At 55.6% G+C, this 16,291-nt stretch carries 14 protein-coding genes; 3 read left to right on the top strand and 11 right to left on the bottom strand.

Translation table 11 applies throughout. From position 1 onward, the window contains the following. Positions 1–26 precede the first annotated feature (26 nt). Positions 27–1,157: a class Ia ribonucleoside-diphosphate reductase subunit beta gene (nrdB, locus tag QSK07_RS01640; protein ID WP_098052761.1), complete on the top strand. Its 1,131-nt coding sequence runs from the start codon at positions 27–29 to the stop codon at positions 1,155–1,157. Positions 1,158–1,159: 2 nt separating this feature from the next. Next, positions 1,160–1,420: a class I ribonucleotide reductase maintenance protein YfaE gene (yfaE, locus tag QSK07_RS01635; protein WP_013358564.1), complete on the top strand. Its 261-nt coding sequence runs from the start codon at positions 1,160–1,162 to the stop codon at positions 1,418–1,420. 268 nt (positions 1,421–1,688) lie between these two features. Here the strand turns inward: yfaE and QSK07_RS01630 are convergent, their stop codons facing one another. Continuing rightward, positions 1,689–2,885 (bottom strand): nicotinamide mononucleotide deamidase-related protein YfaY, encoded by a 1,197-nt coding sequence (locus tag QSK07_RS01630; RefSeq protein WP_098052759.1) that lies wholly within the window; start codon positions 2,883–2,885, stop codon positions 1,689–1,691. A 245-nt stretch (positions 2,886–3,130) separates the two neighbouring features. Further along, the gene (gene elaB / locus QSK07_RS01625) at positions 3,131–3,442 is read right to left on the bottom strand and encodes a stress response protein ElaB (protein WP_010258091.1); all 312 of its coding nucleotides are present in this window, start codon (positions 3,440–3,442) and stop codon (positions 3,131–3,133) included. Between the two features lie 336 nt (positions 3,443–3,778). Here elaB and QSK07_RS01620 point away from each other — a divergent pair, with 336 nt between their 5' ends. Beyond that, positions 3,779–5,437, top strand: coding sequence for a glucan biosynthesis protein D (locus tag QSK07_RS01620; RefSeq protein ID WP_098052758.1), 1,659 nt, complete (start codon positions 3,779–3,781; stop codon positions 5,435–5,437). Positions 5,438–5,469: 32 nt separating this feature from the next. Here QSK07_RS01620 and QSK07_RS01615 read toward each other — a convergent pair whose 3' ends face one another. From QSK07_RS01615 to nuoG, 9 genes are all read right to left on the bottom strand, one after another. After that, entirely contained in the window at positions 5,470–5,928 is a 459-nt protein-coding gene (locus QSK07_RS01615) for a GNAT family N-acetyltransferase (protein WP_098052757.1), read from the bottom strand. 126 nt (positions 5,929–6,054) lie between these two features. Further along, on the bottom strand, positions 6,055–7,512 hold the full coding sequence (gene nuoN / locus QSK07_RS01610; protein WP_275220959.1) for an NADH-quinone oxidoreductase subunit NuoN: 1,458 nt from the start codon (positions 7,510–7,512) through the stop codon (positions 6,055–6,057). A 6-nt stretch (positions 7,513–7,518) separates the two neighbouring features. After that, positions 7,519–9,039 carry an NADH-quinone oxidoreductase subunit M gene (gene nuoM / locus QSK07_RS01605; RefSeq protein ID WP_098052755.1) on the bottom strand — a complete coding sequence of 507 codons (1,521 nt, stop codon included), beginning with the start codon at positions 9,037–9,039 and terminating at the stop codon, positions 7,519–7,521. A 205-nt stretch (positions 9,040–9,244) separates the two neighbouring features. Continuing rightward, positions 9,245–11,080, bottom strand: coding sequence for an NADH-quinone oxidoreductase subunit L (gene nuoL / locus QSK07_RS01600; RefSeq protein ID WP_285720260.1), 1,836 nt, complete (start codon positions 11,078–11,080; stop codon positions 9,245–9,247). Continuing rightward, positions 11,077–11,379 carry an NADH-quinone oxidoreductase subunit NuoK gene (nuoK, locus tag QSK07_RS01595; RefSeq protein WP_003854236.1) on the bottom strand — a complete coding sequence of 101 codons (303 nt, stop codon included), beginning with the start codon at positions 11,377–11,379 and terminating at the stop codon, positions 11,077–11,079. Before nuoK ends, nuoL begins: the two co-directional genes overlap by 4 nt. Continuing rightward, positions 11,376–11,927, bottom strand: coding sequence for an NADH-quinone oxidoreductase subunit J (gene nuoJ, locus QSK07_RS01590; protein WP_285720259.1), 552 nt, complete (start codon positions 11,925–11,927; stop codon positions 11,376–11,378). The genes nuoK and nuoJ overlap by 4 nt, the downstream gene beginning before the upstream one ends. 10 nt (positions 11,928–11,937) lie before the next feature. Continuing rightward, positions 11,938–12,480 (bottom strand): NADH-quinone oxidoreductase subunit NuoI, encoded by a 543-nt coding sequence (gene nuoI, locus QSK07_RS01585; protein ID WP_061063001.1) that lies wholly within the window; start codon positions 12,478–12,480, stop codon positions 11,938–11,940. Positions 12,481–12,491: 11 nt separating this feature from the next. Continuing rightward, entirely contained in the window at positions 12,492–13,469 is a 978-nt protein-coding gene (nuoH, locus tag QSK07_RS01580; protein WP_003854240.1) for an NADH-quinone oxidoreductase subunit NuoH, read from the bottom strand. Next, positions 13,466–16,189: an NADH-quinone oxidoreductase subunit NuoG gene (gene nuoG, locus QSK07_RS01575; RefSeq protein ID WP_098052753.1), complete on the bottom strand. Its 2,724-nt coding sequence runs from the start codon at positions 16,187–16,189 to the stop codon at positions 13,466–13,468. Before nuoG ends, nuoH begins: the two co-directional genes overlap by 4 nt. Positions 16,190–16,291 lie beyond the last annotated feature (102 nt).

Here is a 16,291-nt window from a genome sequence, read left to right as displayed (position 1 = left end):
GCTTCGTCTACTTTTGGACAACTTTTATGGCTTACTCCACTTTCTCACAGAACAAAAATGATCAGCTGAAAGAGCCGATGTTTTTCGGTCAGTCAGTCAACGTGGCGCGTTTTGACCAGCAGAAATATGACATCTTTGAAAAGCTGATCGAAAAGCAGCTCTCCTTCTTCTGGCGTCCGGAAGAGGTGGATGTCTCGCGTGACCGTATCGACTACCAGGCGCTGCCGGACCACGAAAAGCATATCTTCATCAGCAACCTGAAGTATCAGACGCTGCTGGATTCGATTCAGGGTCGCAGCCCGAACGTCGCCCTGCTGCCGCTGATTTCAATTCCTGAGCTGGAAACCTGGATTGAAACCTGGGCGTTCTCTGAGACGATTCACTCCCGTTCTTACACCCATATCATCCGTAACATCGTGAACGATCCCGCAGTGGTGTTTGACGATATTGTCACCAATGAGCAGATTCTGGCCCGTGCCCAGGATATCTCACGCTATTACGATGACCTGATCGAGATGACTAACTACTGGCATCTGCTGGGCGAAGGCACCCATCAGGTCAACGATAAGCAGGTTGTGGTCAGCCTGCGTGCGCTGAAGAAGCAGCTTTATATCTGTCTGATGAGCGTCAATGCGCTGGAAGCAATCCGTTTCTATGTCAGCTTCGCCTGTTCTTTCGCTTTTGCCGAGCGCGAGCTGATGGAAGGCAACGCCAAAATCATCAAGCTGATTGCCCGTGATGAAGCGCTGCATCTGACGGGCACCCAGCACATGCTGAACCTGCTGCGCAGCGGTGAAGACGATCCGGAAATGAAAGAGATTGCGGCAGAGTGCCGTGAAGAGTGCTTCGAGCTGTTTAAGAAGGCGGCGCTGCAGGAGAAAGAATGGGCTGAATATCTGTTCAGCGGTGGCTCGATGATCGGCCTGAACAAAGACATTCTCTGCCAGTACATTGAGTACATCACCAATATCCGTATGCAGGCAGTTGGCCTTGATCTGCCTTTCCAGACGCGCTCTAACCCGATTCCATGGATCAACTCGTGGCTGGTGTCTGATAACGTGCAGGTTGCGCCGCAGGAAGTGGAAGTGAGCTCTTATCTGGTCGGTCAGATCGACTCTGAAGTGGGCGCTAACGACTTCGACGACTTCCAGCTTTAATCATGAGCCGTGACGTTGTTATTCTGCGCACTTCCGGCACCCGGCTAGAATGCACAGACGAGCACACCAACCTGCTGACGTTGCTGGAAGCCAATAATCTCTGCGTGGAGTTTCAGTGCCGCGAAGGTTACTGCGGCTCCTGCCGGATGCGGCTGCTGAAAGGCGAAGTGCATTATCCACAGCGGCCGCTGGCCTTTGTGCAGCAGGATGAGATCCTGCCCTGCTGCTGCAAAGCTAAAGGCGAGATTGAGCTTGAGTTATAACTGCAGCAGGCGTCTTTCATTCTGCTGACAAATTCAAATCCGGATAAATTTAACCGCAATGAATTAGTGCGAAGCGCAGGGAATACGGTCAGAGGAGGAAAGCGTCCCACGCCATGGATGCCGTGGGTAGAGCAGGTCAGGGATGACGGGTTTTGCGTCTTTCCGATCTGACCGTGTTCCCTTCGCAGGCTGGGTATTACAGCGAGCTGCGGCTACCTTTGTCCACATACAAAACGGGCGCCTGAGGCGCCCGTTTTACTTCACTGAATTACTGCCTGACAGTTTCAACCACATCAATCCAGCCGTGACCGGTACTCACTTCGCTACCATGCAACCAGCGACGCAGCATGTTCATCGCCATCATCGCCACCACCTTCTGACGCGTTTCAAGGTTATAGCGACCGGTGCTGAACTTCACGCGCTGACCAAAACTGCCCTTTGGCGTATGCAGTGCCACTGAAATCTCTTCCTGCTCCAGGCTGCCAACAGAGAGCGCCAGCGCTGCCTGCTGCTGCGCGGCAAAATCGCGGGTACGGCTTACCTGCTGCTCCAGCGTCTCCTGCCGGGCAACCAGAATGTCAGCGCCCCTCAACGGCACGCTGGCGGCCGCCAGTTGCCAGTAAAGTAGCCCGGCGGTGTATTGCTCGCTGACCGCCAGTTGCTCACCGCGCTGCTCCAGCTCGCAAGCCAGCAGGGCCGGCAGACCTTCGGTGCCTTCAAAAATGGTACACTCCGCCAGCAGCAGACGCACCTGCTGCCATACCTGCTCCATCGCCACCCGCTGGCTGGCCGGACCGGTAAGTTTGATCTCAATGATTGGCATCGATGAGCGATACCCCATCACCACGCCTTCCGGCAACAATAGCGGCTCCAGTTCAGCGGCAATATCACTTTCACCGCGACCAAAGGTCGTCAGCCGCAGACAAACCGGCGGCTCGGGCGGCGAGAATTTTGCTTTCAGACGCGGGATGATCTGCTGCTCCACCATCACTTTAAATTCAGACGGCACGCCAGGCGTGAAGAACATCCAGCAGCGATTAAGTTGCAGAGCGAAGCCACAGGCGGTTCCGACCGGATTATCAATCAGTTCCGCATTGGCCGGAATTTCAGCCTGTTTGCGATTGCTGGCCGCCATTATTCGCCCGCGACTGGCAAACCAGGCTTCCATCTGTTCCAGCCAGTCCTGCTGCATCGCCAGTTCAACCCCACAGGCGCGCGCGGCGGCCAGTGCGCTGAGATCGTCACTGGTTGGCCCCAGACCGCCATTCACAATCAGCACATCGGCCTCATGACTGCGCGCCTGCAGCGTAGCAATCAGTAACGCGAGTGAATCACCTGCCGTGGTGCGACTGGTCATGGGCAAACCCTGCTGGAACAGCATATCCGCCAGCCAGGCTGCATTGGTGTCGACGATTTGGCCATGCAGCACCTCATCCCCGGTTGACAGCATCTCTACTCTAATCACGTCGGATCCTCCTTTTCACATGTGCTTCACTGTATGAAGTCCACCCGGGAAACACAATCGGCATTGCCAGCGATTGTGGTTGTTGCGGCTAAGGCAGCACGTTGCGCTTGAAAGTCAGCGGGTTGAGTGGGATTCAATGGCGCAGATGAGTGAATTCAGGGCAGTAAGAAACCAACAAAAACGGCGGGATTTACCCGCCGTTTTTTACTACGGTTGTCTGCTACAACAGTGTGTGCAGGTCGCGATTAGCGACGCGCCAGCAGCAGACCAAGCACCAGACCGGCAGTTGCACCAATACCGACGCCCTGCCACGGTTTTTCATGTACGTAATCGTCAGCACGGTAAGCCGCCTGTTTAGCGCGATAGTAGTAACTATCTGACGCCTGGCTGACACGGGATTTCACATCGTTCAGCGCCTGTTCGGCTTTGCTTTTAAGCTCGATGTACTTCTGATCGGCCGGATCCCCTGATGCCTTAAGCACTTCTTCCAGCGTTTCGGTCAGTAACGCAATATCGTCATCGAGGCCCGTTTCGAATTGATTTGTCTGATTTACCATCGTTTCCTCCGTGTGAATTGCAAAGCAGTTCATTAACTATAGTCATAATCTGGCGCTCTGCTGTTTTCCTGATCCAGGAATCACCTGATTTTTCATCTGCTAAAATTGCTCAGCCCAGGCGGTGCGCCGTTTCACTGCGCAAAGAAGTGTAAGACGCCACGGCAACCGCCGAATTTCGCTTCGCTTCTTTGATTAATCTGATAAATTTTGTCGGGACTGAATTTTCCAGTAACCCTATTGTCGTACCCCTCTGTTGCCTGTGATTATCGGGCCATGAAAAGTGCATTTTGCACGACAGTCACGACACCCTCGAACAGCTAAGGAATGATCTCTGGCATGAATCGAAGAATGTTTATGAAAGCGTCAATGGCCTTCTCCGCCGTCAGCGGCATGACCGGCCTGTCAACGCTGTTTGCGCAATCCGCATGGGCAGAAGATGGCATTGCTGACGGAACCGCCGTACGCTTCGATTTTGACGTACTGAAGAAAAACGCGGCCGCGCTGGCAAAAAAACCCTGGGGCGGTGCACCAGGCGCGCTGCCGGAGACGCTGGCTACACTGACCCCGCAGGCGTACAACGAAATTCAGTATGACGCTAACCATTCGCTGTGGAATAACCTGCCTGACCGTCAGCTGGATGTGCAGTTTTTCCATGTCGGTATGGGCTTTAAGCGTCGCATCCGTATGTTCTCTGTTGACGGCGCAAGCCGCGAGGCGCGCGAAATTCATTTCCGCCCCGAGCTGTTCAACTACAACAACGCCCGCGTGGATACAAAGCAGCTGGAGGGCAAAACTGACCTCGGCTTCGCCGGTTTCCGTGCCTTTAAAAAGCCGGAACTGGCCCGTCGCGACATCGTCTCTTTCCTCGGCGCAAGCTACTTCCGTGCCGTTGACGATACCTTCCAGTACGGCCTCTCGGCGCGTGGCGTGGCGATTAATACTTTCAGCAACGGTCAGGAAGAGTTCCCGGACTTTACCGCCTTCTGGTTTGAAACGCCAAAAGCGGAAGATACCACCTTTACCTGTTACGCCCTGCTGGATGGTGCCAGCCTTACCGGTGCTTATAAGTTCATCATTCATTGCGAAGAGAAACGGGTGGTGATGGAAGTCGAAAACCACCTGTTTGCCCGTAAAGAGATCCGTCAGATCGGCATCTCGCCAATGACCAGCATGTTCAGCTGTGGCACCAACGAACGTCGCATGTGCAACACTTACCATCCGCAGATCCACGACTCCGATCGTCTGGCGATGTGGACCGGTAAAGGCGAATGGATTGCGCGCCCGCTGAATAATCCGCAGCGTCTGCAGTTCAACGCCTATGAGGATGAGAATCCGCGTGGCTTTGGCCTGCTGCAGTTGAATCACGACTTCAAAGATTATCAGGATGTGATTGGCTGGTATGACAAACGTCCGAGCCTGTGGGTTGAGCCGGTCGGCAAGTGGGGCAAAGGCGCGATCAACCTGATGGAAATCCCAACCACGGGTGAAACGCTGGATAATATCGTCTGCTTCTGGCAACCGGCGGAACCGGTCAAAGCAGGCAGTGAGCTGAACTTCTCCTACAAACTTTACTGGAGTGGTCTGCCACCAGTGCGAAGCGGTCTGGCGCGCGTGGATGCCACCCGTACCGGTATCGGTGGCTTCCCGGAAGGCTGGGCGCCTGGCGAACACTTCCCTGAAACCTGGTGCCGTCGCTTCGCTATCGATTTTATTGGTGGTGACCTGCAGGCTGCTGCGCCGAAAGGTATTGAACCGGTGATTACTGTCTCATCGGGCAGCGTGAAGCAGGTTGAAATTCTGTATGTCGATCCGCTGAAGGGATACCGCATCCTGTTTGACTGGTATCCGAACAGCGATTCTACCCAGCCGGTAGAAATGCGTCTGTTCCTGCGCAGCAAAGAGGAGACGCTGAGTGAAACCTGGCTTTATCAGTATTTCCCGCCAGCGCCGGATCAGCGTAAATATGTCGATGACCGTCAGATGACGGTGGGCTGATGGAAAAAGGCGAGGCTCCGGCCTCGCCTTTTTTATGGCGTGTTCTTCAGCATATCGACGTGCGGAATACCATCTTCCAGATAGCTCTCCCCTGTCGCGACGAAACCATAGTGCCCGTAGAAGTTTTCCAGATGCGCCTGAGCGGAGAGAAAAAGATTATGACCCGGCCAGTGTAGCTGACAACGGCTGATCGCCTTCTCCATCAGACGACTGCCCAGCCGTGCACCGCGCACCCGATCGCTCACAATCACCCGTCCGATTTTTACCGGACTGGTCTCATCCTCCGGGGAAAGAAGGCGCGCATAAGCCACCAGTTGTCCATCCGCCAGGCCCAGCAGATGCCGGTTTTCGGCCTGCAAATCTTTGCCATCCACATCCTGATATGCACACTGCTGTTCCACCACGAACACGGCGCTGCGCAACGTCAGTAAGTCGTAGAGTTCCCGGGCGGTGAGTTCGCTATGATGTTTATCCTGCCAGTTAATGTTCATGGTCTCTCCTTACTAAACAAAACACTCTACATCAGTGTGGCGTCGCCAGCACCTGACTCGTCATCTCATCTGACAGGCAAAAAAAATCAGGCCCGGAGGCCTGATTCATCAGTCGCAGTCATCTGCTTACATCAATGGCTGAGCCATCTGCACCAGTCTGATTAACGGCTGCGGGTAAACCCCTAACAGCAGCACCAGAATGGCAGAGATCAGCACCACCACACCCCCGGCGGTAAACGCCCAGTTAGCCGGAGTATCACGGGTATGCAGTTCTGGCGGGCTGAGGTAGAGACTCACCGTCACGCGCAGATAGTAGTAAAGGCCAATCGCACTACCCGCTACCACTGCACCGGTCAGCCACCAGAGGTGCGCACTGACGCCTGACGCGATCACGTAGAATTTACCGATAAAGCCCAGCGTCATAGGGATACCTGCCAGCGACAGCATCATCACCGTCATGACCGCTGACAGGACAGGACGATGCCAGAACAGACCACGATAGGAGTAGAGCGAGTCGGCATCCGGGCCACGATACGGGCTGGACATCAGGCTCACCACACCAAAGGCACCCAGGCTGCTGAACAGATAACCTGCCAGGTAAACACCAGAGGTTTCCAGCGACAGCTGATGATCTTTCACCGCAATCAGCGCGACCAGCAGATAACCAAGATGGGCGATAGAGGAGTAACCCAGCAGACGCTTGATGTTGCTCTGCGAAATCGCCATCAGGTTACCAAACAGAATCGATACAAAGGCGATCATGGCCAGCACCGTACGCACCGCTTCGCTGTCAGTCACCGGCGCATACATGAACAGACGCATGATGACACCGAAGATGGCAATCTTGCTGGCGGTGGCCAGAAAGGTTGAAACCGGCGCAGGCGCACCCTGATAGACATCGGGCGTCCAGAGGTGGAACGGAACCAGTGAGAGCTTAAAGCCCAGACCGATGATCAGCATACCCAGCCCCACCAGCAAGAGTGGCTCGTGGATCATGCTGTCTGTCAGGCTCTGACCCAGCGCAACGAAGCTCAGGTTACCGGAATCGGCGTAGATCAGCGCAATGCCAAACAACAGGAACGATGAGGCTGCCGCGGAGAGAATGGTGTATTTGAGCGCCGCTTCCAGCGAACGTTTCTGACGGAAAGCGTAGCCAATCAGACCAAACAGCGGCAGCGACAGCAGCTCAATACCGATAAACAGCGAGGCCAGATGGTTAGCGCTGGCCAGTACGATGCCACCGAGCGCCGCAATCAACACCAGCAGATAGAACTCATCTTTATTGTCCGGGTAGCCTGCCAGCCACGGATAGGCAAAGGTGCAGGTTGCCAGACTCGCCAGCATGACCAGCGCGGTGTAAAACATCGAATAGCCATCGACGCGCAGCAGCGGCGTGACATCCATCGCCCCGATCTGACCGACAAAGTAGAGCGAGAGCAGCGCCAGGTTCAGGCCAACTACCGTTAGCGTGGCGTTAACGAAGTGGTTGCGTCGCCAGGCAATGGACAGCATCACAACCACCACCGTCAATCCGACGATTAACAGCGGTAGCAACGCAATCAATTGGTGAGGAGTTATTGTCATGGCGAATTACGGCCTTGTAGTTGAAATTGAAGCGGTAAACCACTGCTGAATATTGCTCATGGCAGCGTGCGAAGTATCCAGAATCGGCTGTGGATAGACGCCCAGCAGCACCAGCAGCACCACCAGAACACCGATGGTCATAAACTCGCGCGGTGACATGCCTGGCAGCGGATCTTTCGATTTCGCTTCGCCGTAGTAAGCGCGCTGCATCATCACCAGCGAGTATACGGAGGCGAACACCAGACCAAAAGTTGCGATGATGATAATCATCGGCACCACCTGGAAGCTGCCGGTCAGAATCATAAATTCGCCGACGAAGTTACCGGTGCCCGGCATACCGAGGTTGGCAACCGCAAAGAACAGCGACAGGCCCGGAATCCATTTGATGCGCGACCACAGGCCCCCCATCTGACGCATATCACGGGTATGCAGACGCTCATACAACTGACCACACAGAATGAAAAGTGCGGCAGCGGACAGACCGTGTGCAATCATCTGAATCACCGCACCCTGCAACGCCAGCTGGCTGCCGGTGTAAATGGCAATCAGCACAAAGCCCATGTGCGAAATCGAGGTATAGGCAATCAGACGTTTGATATCGGTCTGCGAGAAGGCCATCCAGGCACCGTAGAAGATACCGATGATGCCTAACCACATAGCGATGGGCGCAAACTCGGCTGATGCGTTCGGGAACAGCGGCAGGCTGAAACGGAGTAAACCGTAAGCTGCGGTTTTCAGCAGGATACCCGCCAGGTCGACAGAACCGGCTGTTGGCGCCTGACTGTGCGCATCCGGCAGCCAGCCGTGTAACGGCACCACCGGCATCTTGACCGCAAAGGCGATAAAGAAGCCCAGCATCAGCAGATATTCAACACCGCTCGACATTGGCGTCTGCAGCAGCTGCTCGTAGTTGAAGGTCCAGACGCCGGTCGCGTTGAAGTGGACAAACACCAGGCCCAGAATCGCAATCAACATCACCAGACCCGAAGCCTGGGTATAGATGAAGAATTTGGTCGCGGCGGAGATACGGGTTTTACCGTCCGATGCTTTATGACCCCAGAGCGCGATGAGGAAGTACATCGGCACCAGCATCATTTCCCAGAAGAAAAAGAACAGGAACAGGTCGATGGAGAGGAACACACCGATTACGCCGCCCAGGATCCACATCAGGTTCAGATGGAAGAAGCCCTGATACTTTGAAATCTCATTCCAGGAACAGAGCACCGCCATCAGACCGAGCAGACCGGTCAGCACCACCATCAGCAGCGAGAGGCCATCGATGGCTAAATGGAAGCTGATGCCGAAGCGTGGGATCCACGGAACGGAGAAACTTGACTGCCACTGCGGAATGCCCGCTGCCTGCGTCAGTGAATAGCCTCCCTGCAACCAGAGTTGCAGTGAAAGCGCCAACGTCAGCCCCATGGTGATCAGCGCGATCCAGCGTGGCACCTTCGCGCCAAGGCGCTCAGTGAGCCAGCAGATCAGACCGCCGACGAAGGGTATGATAATTAGCCAAGGTAATAACACGGCACACTTCCCTTATATTTCCTTTTCTGAGCTATCTTACTTGCCATTTTCAACCCCGGCAGTGCTCGCAATCCTCACATACCTCGGTATGCTCCGGTTGCTGTGCGCTGGCGGTGATGAAACTGACTGCGACGATAACGCTCATTACTCAGGTTATTTTGACATTCTTCATTGGGGTGAGCGAACTCACCCCGCTCATCAATCTTTAAATCACCAGCAGCAGAGCCAGCACCAGCACGGCACCCACGCTCATTGACGCCACATACCAGCGCAGATAGCCATTTTCACTGACCACCAGACCTTTGTTGGCAATGCGTGACAGCAGCGCAGGCAGGTTCATCAGACCATTCAGTGGATCGCGCTTCAGCAGCCACGCAATTCCCAGGTAAGGTTTGACGAACACTTTGTCGTAGAGCCAGTCGAAGCCCCATGCCGCAAACCACCATGTGCCGAAGAAGCGGCCCGGTGCGCTGTTTGCGATACGGGTTACCAGCTCACGTTTGCCCAGCCACAGCGCGGCAGCGATTAGAATGCCGACAATCGCGACCACACCTGAGGTGATTTCCAGTCCTGCTTTGCCCGCCTCACCGAACTCGTTGGCTGGCAGTACACCCGCCAGCGGTGGCGTAATCAGCGCACCAATAAAGGTGGAGAGCAGCAGCAGCACAATCAGCGGCAGATGATGGGTAATGCCTTTACCGGCGTGTGCGTGAATTTTCTCTTCACCGTGGAACACGATGAAGATCATGCGGAAGGTATAGATTGAGGTCAGGAACGCCCCGAGCAGACCCGCTACCATCAGGTTGATGTGGCCATTAGCCAGCGCACCAAACAGAATCTCATCTTTACTGTAGAAGCCCGCCGTGATCAGCGGCAGTGCCGCCAGCGCTGCGCCACCGACCAGGAAGCAGGTATAGACCAGCGGAATGCTCTTACGAAGGCCGCCCATTTTGAAGATGTTCTGCTCGTGATGGCAGGCCAGAATCACTGAACCTGAAGAGAGGAACAGTAACGCTTTAAAGAAGGCGTGCGTCATCAGATGGAAAATCGCCGCATCCCACGCCTGGACTCCCAGCGCCAGGAACATGTAGCCAATCTGGCTCATGGTGGAGTAAGCGAGAACACGTTTGATGTCGGTCTGCACCAGCGCGGCAAATCCCGCCAGCACCAGGGTAATCGCCCCGATGATTCCCACCAGATGCAGCACTTCCGGCGTCAGCAGGAAGAGACCATGACTGCGGGCAATAAGGTAAACACCCGCCGTCACCATGGTCGCGGCGTGAATCAGCGCCGAAACCGGTGTCGGACCGGCCATCGCATCGGCCAGCCAGGTCTGCAACGGTAACTGTGCCGATTTACCGACCGCGCCACCCAGCAACATCAGCGTTGCCCACTGCAGCATAGAGTTGTCTGCGGCGAAGTGCGCCGGAGCCAGTTCCATCATCTCGCGGAAATTCAGCGTGCCCAGCTCGTTGTAGAGAATGAACAGACCGAATGCCAGGAAGACGTCGCCGACGCGGGTGATAATGAACGCTTTCATCGCCGCTTTGCCGTTTTCCGGATTACTGTAGTAGAAACCGATCAGCAGATAAGAGCAGAGCCCTACCCCTTCCCAGCCCAGATACATCAGCATCAGGTTATCGGCCAGCACCAGAACCACCATACTGGCGATAAACAGGTTGGTGTAGGCGAAGAAGCGGGAGTAGCCCTCTTCTCCACGCATGTACCAGGAGGCGAACATATGAATAAAGAAGCCGACGCCGGTTACTACCGACAGCATGGTCAGCGACAGGCCGTCCAGCGTCAGATTCACCTTCATGTCGAAGTTGCCGACATGCATCCATGTCCAGAGTGCCTGGGTGTAAGCTTGCTGACCATTGGCGAAGAAGTCGAAACCGATCATTGCCGTAGTCAGTGCTGCCAGACCCACCGATCCCATACCCACCGTGGCCGAGAGGTTCTCAGACCAGCGACCGCGGGAAAACGCTAACAGCAGAAAGCCGATCAGCGGAAACAAGACAGTTAAATAGAGAAGATTCATCCGCGCATCTCGCTCACAGTATCAATGTTCAGCGTCTGACGACGACGATAGAGCTGAAGCAGCAGTGCCAGACCAATACTGGCTTCCGCTGCCGCCAGGCTGATCGCCAGGATATACATCACCTGTCCATCGGCCTGACCCCAATAGCTCCCGGCAACCACCAGGGCTAATGCGGCGGCGTTGATCATGATTTCAAGGCCGATCAGCATAAACAGCAGATTGCGGCGTATTACCAGTGACGTCAGTCCAAGGACAAACAGCACGGCAGCAAGAATCAATCCATGTTGTAACGGGATCATGCGTTCTCCTTTTTCACCTGAGCGGCGTCAGCATTACGGTTACTCAGGACTTCGCCCTGACGCTCTTCGCGACCGATATGAAACGCCACAACCAGACCGGCCAGCAGCAGCATCGATGCCAGTTCAACCGCCAGCACGTAAGGACCAAACAGGCTGATGCCCACCGCTTTGGCGTCGATGATGATGCCATCAATGCCCTGATCATTCGCTGTCAGGATGGCGTAGATCATTACCACCAGCAGCAGTAACGAAACGATACCCGGTCCAATCCACAGCGACGGACTGAGCCACTCACGCTCCTGCTTCTCAGTCTGTTTGCCCAGGTTCAGCATCATAACCACGAAGACGAACAGCACCATGATGGCCCCGGCGTAGACGATGATCTCCAGCGCACCAGCAAAATAGGCCCCCATCGAGAAGAAGACGCCGGCGATCGATAACAGCGAAACGATCAGGTACAGCAACGCATGTACCGGATTAGTGTGGGTAATGACGCGCAACGTCGTCAGCACCGCCACCAGTCCGCAAAGATAAAACGCAAATTCCATGCCTTGCTCCTTAAGGTAATAAGCCTTTGACGTCGACAGGCTTCGCTTCGTTTTCCGCTTCGCCCTTATCTTTACCGTCAATTGCCATACCTGCCATGCGGTAGAAGTTGTACTCCGGATATTTACCCGGCCCCGAAATCAGCAGATCGTCCTTTTCATACACCAGATCCTGACGCTTAAACTCACCCAGTTCAAAATCGGGGGTCAGCTGAATCGCCGTAGTCGGACAGGCTTCCTCACACATGCCACAGAAGATGCAGCGTGAGAAGTTGATGCGGAAGAACTCCGGGTACCAGCGGCCATCTTTGGTTTCAGCTTTCTGCAGTGAAATACAGCCAACCGGACAGGCAACCGCACACAGGTTACAGGCAACGCAACGCTCCTGACCGTCCGGATCGCGGGTTAACACAATACGGCCACGATAGCGCGGTGGCAGATAAACCGGCTCTTCCGGGTACATCTGCGTTTCACGTTTGGCGAAGGCGTGCAGCCCGATCAGCCAGATACTGCGAACTGTCGTGCCGAAACCTACGACAATATCTTTCAAAGTCATTTGTTAACCCCTTACGGCGCTGTGTAGAGAATCACTGCGGCAGTCGCCAGCAGGTTCAACAGCGTCAACGGCAGACACACTTTCCAGCCGAATGACAGCACCTGGTCGTAGCGTGGACGCGGAAGCGCAGCACGGATCAGGATGAACATCATCATAAAGAACGCCGTTTTCAGGGCGAACCAGATGAACGGCGGCAGGAAAGGCCCGTGCCAGCCACCAAAGAACAGCGTTACGATCAGCGCTGAAACGGTGGTAATCGCCACATATTCGCCGACAAAGAACAGGCCGAACTTCATACCGGCATATTCAATGTGGTAGCCGTCCGCCAGTTCCTGCTCCGCTTCTGGCTGGTCAAACGGATGACGGTGACACACCGCCACGCCCGCAATACAGAAGGTCACGAAACCGAAGAACTGCGGAATGATGTTCCATAGATGTGTCTGGCTGTTGACGATATCGTTCATATTGAACGAGCCCGCCTGCGCTACCACACCCATCAGCGACAGACCCAGGAACACTTCGTAGCTCAGGGTCTGCGCCGAGGCGCGCATCGCACCCAGCAGCGAGTATTTGTTGTTACTCGACCAGCCAGCAAACAGCACCGCGTAAACCGCAAGGCCCGCCATCATCAGGAAGAACAGCAGACCGATATTCAGGTCTGTTACCATCCAGGTGGGCGAAACCGGCACGATAGCAAAAGCCAGCAGCAGTGAAACAAAGGCGATAACCGGCGCAAGGGTAAAGATAAAGCGGTCGGTAAACGGCGGGACCCAGTCCTCTTTGAAGAACATTTTGATCATATCCGCCACCAGCTGCAGCGAGCCGCCCCAGCCTACGCGGTTTGGCCCGTAACGGTTCTGGAACAGGCCGAGCAGACGACGCTCGGCGAAGCTCATGAACGCGCCGCAGGCCACTACCACCAGCAGAATCACGATGGCTTTAACAATGGCCAGCAGAATGTCGATAACGTCCGGTGTTAACCAGCTCATTGCGCCGCCTCCTGCAGAGTGTCGATTTTACCGTTCGCCAGGAATGGCGGAACGCCCGGCATACCCAGCGGCAGACCAATCTGTCCTGCCTGCAGTGACGCCGAGAAACGGACCGGCAGACGCACTGTCTCACCGGCACAGCTGAACTCAACCGCCGCGCCATTGTTGACGCCCAGTTTTGCCGCATCCTCCGGGTTAATCACCAGCGCAGGCTCAGCCATACGCTGCTGGAAGACCGGTGAACGCTGCGACATCTCTTCGCTGCCGAACAACCGATGGAGAGGTGCGACGCGCCACTGTGCATCACTGACAAAGGCTTTTGGCACGATAGTGAACCAGGGTAACTCACCTGCGCTGGCTTCAAACAGGCGCACGCCCGGATCGCCATGACGCAGTTTACCGCCCACTTCCGCCTGGAACTTGTTCCACGCCTGCGGTGAGTTCCAGCCTGGTGCCCAGGCAAACGGAATCTGTGAACGCGGTGCCGATGGCTGGTTGTTCCCTTCCATTGAGAAGGCGAACATCGTGTCCCGGTCCTGCGGCTGACGCGGTTCATGAACGCTGATATTCGCGCGCGCTGCAGTACGTCCACTGGCACGGATTGGAGAACGTGACAGTTTCTGGCCACGAATGCGGAAGCTGGCGTCAGGTGCGGCTTCTTTAATACCCGCGAGCTGTGGCAGACGGGTCACTACCGCATCGATCACGTGATCGAGCTGCGTCCAGTCCACATGACGGCTTTCCAGCGTGCTGTGCAGCGAGTGCAGCCAGCGCCAGCTCTCCAGCATCACAATATTGTTGTCGTAATAGGCAGGATCATAAACCTGGAAGAAGCGCTGAGCGCGGCCTTCATGGTTAATCGAGGTGCCATCGCTTTCAGCGAAGCTGGCGGTTGAAAGCACCAGACCCGCTTTCTCCAGCGTTGCGGTACGCTGATGATCCACCACAATCACGTTGGTGGTCTGAGCCAGTGCCGCATCCACCAGCGCTTTCGGCGCATGGCGATAAAGGTCATTTTCCAGCACCACCAGCGCATCGGCTTCACCGTTGCTCAGCTGCTCCAGCGCCTGCTCCAGCGGATTGCCGCCAATCATGCCCAAACCGATGCTGTTCGCGTGACCTGCCAGCAGGGTAATGCCGACATCTGCACCGCGTGCCTTCAGGGCTTTCGCCACGTTGGCTGCGGCTTCAATCACTGCGCTGCTGCCTGAGTGAGTACCGGAGATAATTAATGGCTTTTTCGCGCCGGCCAGCGCCTGAACGACAACATCCATTTTCCCGCTGAGCTTGCTGTCGAAATCGGTGACCGCAGGTGCAGACTCATCCAGCGCACTGGCGATAGCGAAGCCGAGGCGCGCCTGATCTTCAACCGGCGCACGATAGCTCCATGCCGCGATATCATCCAGACGGGTTTCATCAACGTGGGTAACAAACAGCGGATGTTTCGCGTTCTGACCGATGTTCATGATGGCGGCGATCTGCCAGTCTGCGACTTTCTGCGCAGCGGCCATATCACGCGCTTTGCCTTTCACTGCCTGACGCACAGAGAGCGCCACGCGAGCGCCCACCTGTGTCAGGTCTTCACCCAGTACCAGCACCGCGTCGTAGCTTTCAATTTCACGCAGCGATGGCGTGTAGATACCCCCCTCGCGCAGGACGTTGAGCATCAGTTCAAGACGGGCCTGCTCGTCCGCTGGCATGCCGGTTGAGAAGTTCTCTGCACCCACCAGTTCACGCAGGGCGAAGTTACTTTCAATGCTCGCGCGCGGCGAGCCGATACCGATCACTTTCTTCGCCTGACGCAGCAAATCTGCACCAGCATTAACCGCCTGCTCTGCGTTCAGCGTGACCCAGTCGTTGCCGCGCAGCAGCATCGGCTGACGTGGGCGATCTTTACGGTTCACGTAGCCATAGCCAAAGCGGCCACGGTCACACAGGAAGTAGTGGTTTACGGTGCCGTTATAGCGGTTTTCAATACGGCGTAACTCACCATAACGCTCACCCGGGCTGGTATTACAGCCAACGCTGCACTGCTGGCAGATGCTCGGTGCAAACTGCATATCCCATTTACGGTTATAGCGTTCGGAGTGGGTTTTGTCGGTGAAGACGCCGGTCGGGCAGATTTCAACCAGGTTGCCGGAGAATTCGCTTTCCAGCGTGCCATCTTCCGGGCGACCAAAGTAGACGTTGTCATGCGCGCCATAGACACCCAGATCTTTGCCATCGGCATAATCTTTGTAGTAACGCACGCAGCGGTAACAGGCGATACAGCGGTTCATCTCGTGGGAGATGAACGGGCCAAGATCCTGATTACGGTGGGTACGCTTAGTGAAGCGATAGCGGCGGAAGCTGTGGCCGGTCATGACTGTCATATCCTGCAGGTGACAGTTACCGCCCTCTTCACACACCGGGCAGTCGTGCGGGTGGTTGGTCATCAGCCACTCCACCACGCTTTCGCGGAACTCTTTCGCTTCGCCATCGTCGATGGAGATGAATGTGCCGTCAGAGGCCGGCGTCATGCAGGACATGACAAGACGGCCGCGGGTATCTTCGGCATTCTGGAATTGCTTTACCGCACACTGGCGGCAGGCCCCAACGCTTCCCAGCGCCGGATGCCAGCAAAAGTAAGGAATATCAAGGCCCAGAGAAAGACATGCCTGTAGCAGGTTGTCCGCTCCGTTCACATCATACTCTTTACCGTCTACATGAATTGTAGCCATAGTGACATGCTTCCGTAAGGCTCGTCAGAGACGAGCGTTAATCATATTCTTGCCCCGACGCACGACATTGTCGGGGCGGCGGCACCAGGCCTGTTCCGTATG

Source organism: Pantoea sp. QMID4, assembly GCF_030270445.1.
GTDB lineage: Bacteria > Pseudomonadota > Gammaproteobacteria > Enterobacterales > Enterobacteriaceae > Pantoea > Pantoea vagans.
Note: the sequence above shows the minus strand (reverse complement) of the source record. Positions and strands in the feature narration are given on the sequence as shown.

Coding starts and splice junctions, on each gene's coding strand:
- nuoK (WP_003854236.1), bottom strand. CDS start 11,379: ATGATCCCGTTACAACATGGATTGATTCTTGCTGCCGTGCTGTTTGTC.
- QSK07_RS01615 (WP_098052757.1), bottom strand. CDS start 5,928: ATGAACATTAACTGGCAGGATAAACATCATAGCGAACTCACCGCCCGG.
- nrdB (WP_098052761.1), top strand. CDS start 27: ATGGCTTACTCCACTTTCTCACAGAACAAAAATGATCAGCTGAAAGAG.
- nuoJ (WP_285720259.1), bottom strand. CDS start 11,927: ATGGAATTTGCGTTTTATCTTTGCGGACTGGTGGCGGTGCTGACGACG.
- QSK07_RS01620 (WP_098052758.1), top strand. CDS start 3,779: ATGAATCGAAGAATGTTTATGAAAGCGTCAATGGCCTTCTCCGCCGTC.
- nuoH (WP_003854240.1), bottom strand. CDS start 13,469: ATGAGCTGGTTAACACCGGACGTTATCGACATTCTGCTGGCCATTGTT.
- elaB (WP_010258091.1), bottom strand. CDS start 3,442: ATGGTAAATCAGACAAATCAATTCGAAACGGGCCTCGATGACGATATT.
- nuoL (WP_285720260.1), bottom strand. CDS start 11,080: ATGAATCTTCTCTATTTAACTGTCTTGTTTCCGCTGATCGGCTTTCTG.
- nuoN (WP_275220959.1), bottom strand. CDS start 7,512: ATGACAATAACTCCTCACCAATTGATTGCGTTGCTACCGCTGTTAATC.
- yfaE (WP_013358564.1), top strand. CDS start 1,160: ATGAGCCGTGACGTTGTTATTCTGCGCACTTCCGGCACCCGGCTAGAA.
- nuoI (WP_061063001.1), bottom strand. CDS start 12,480: ATGACTTTGAAAGATATTGTCGTAGGTTTCGGCACGACAGTTCGCAGT.
- nuoG (WP_098052753.1), bottom strand. CDS start 16,189: ATGGCTACAATTCATGTAGACGGTAAAGAGTATGATGTGAACGGAGCG.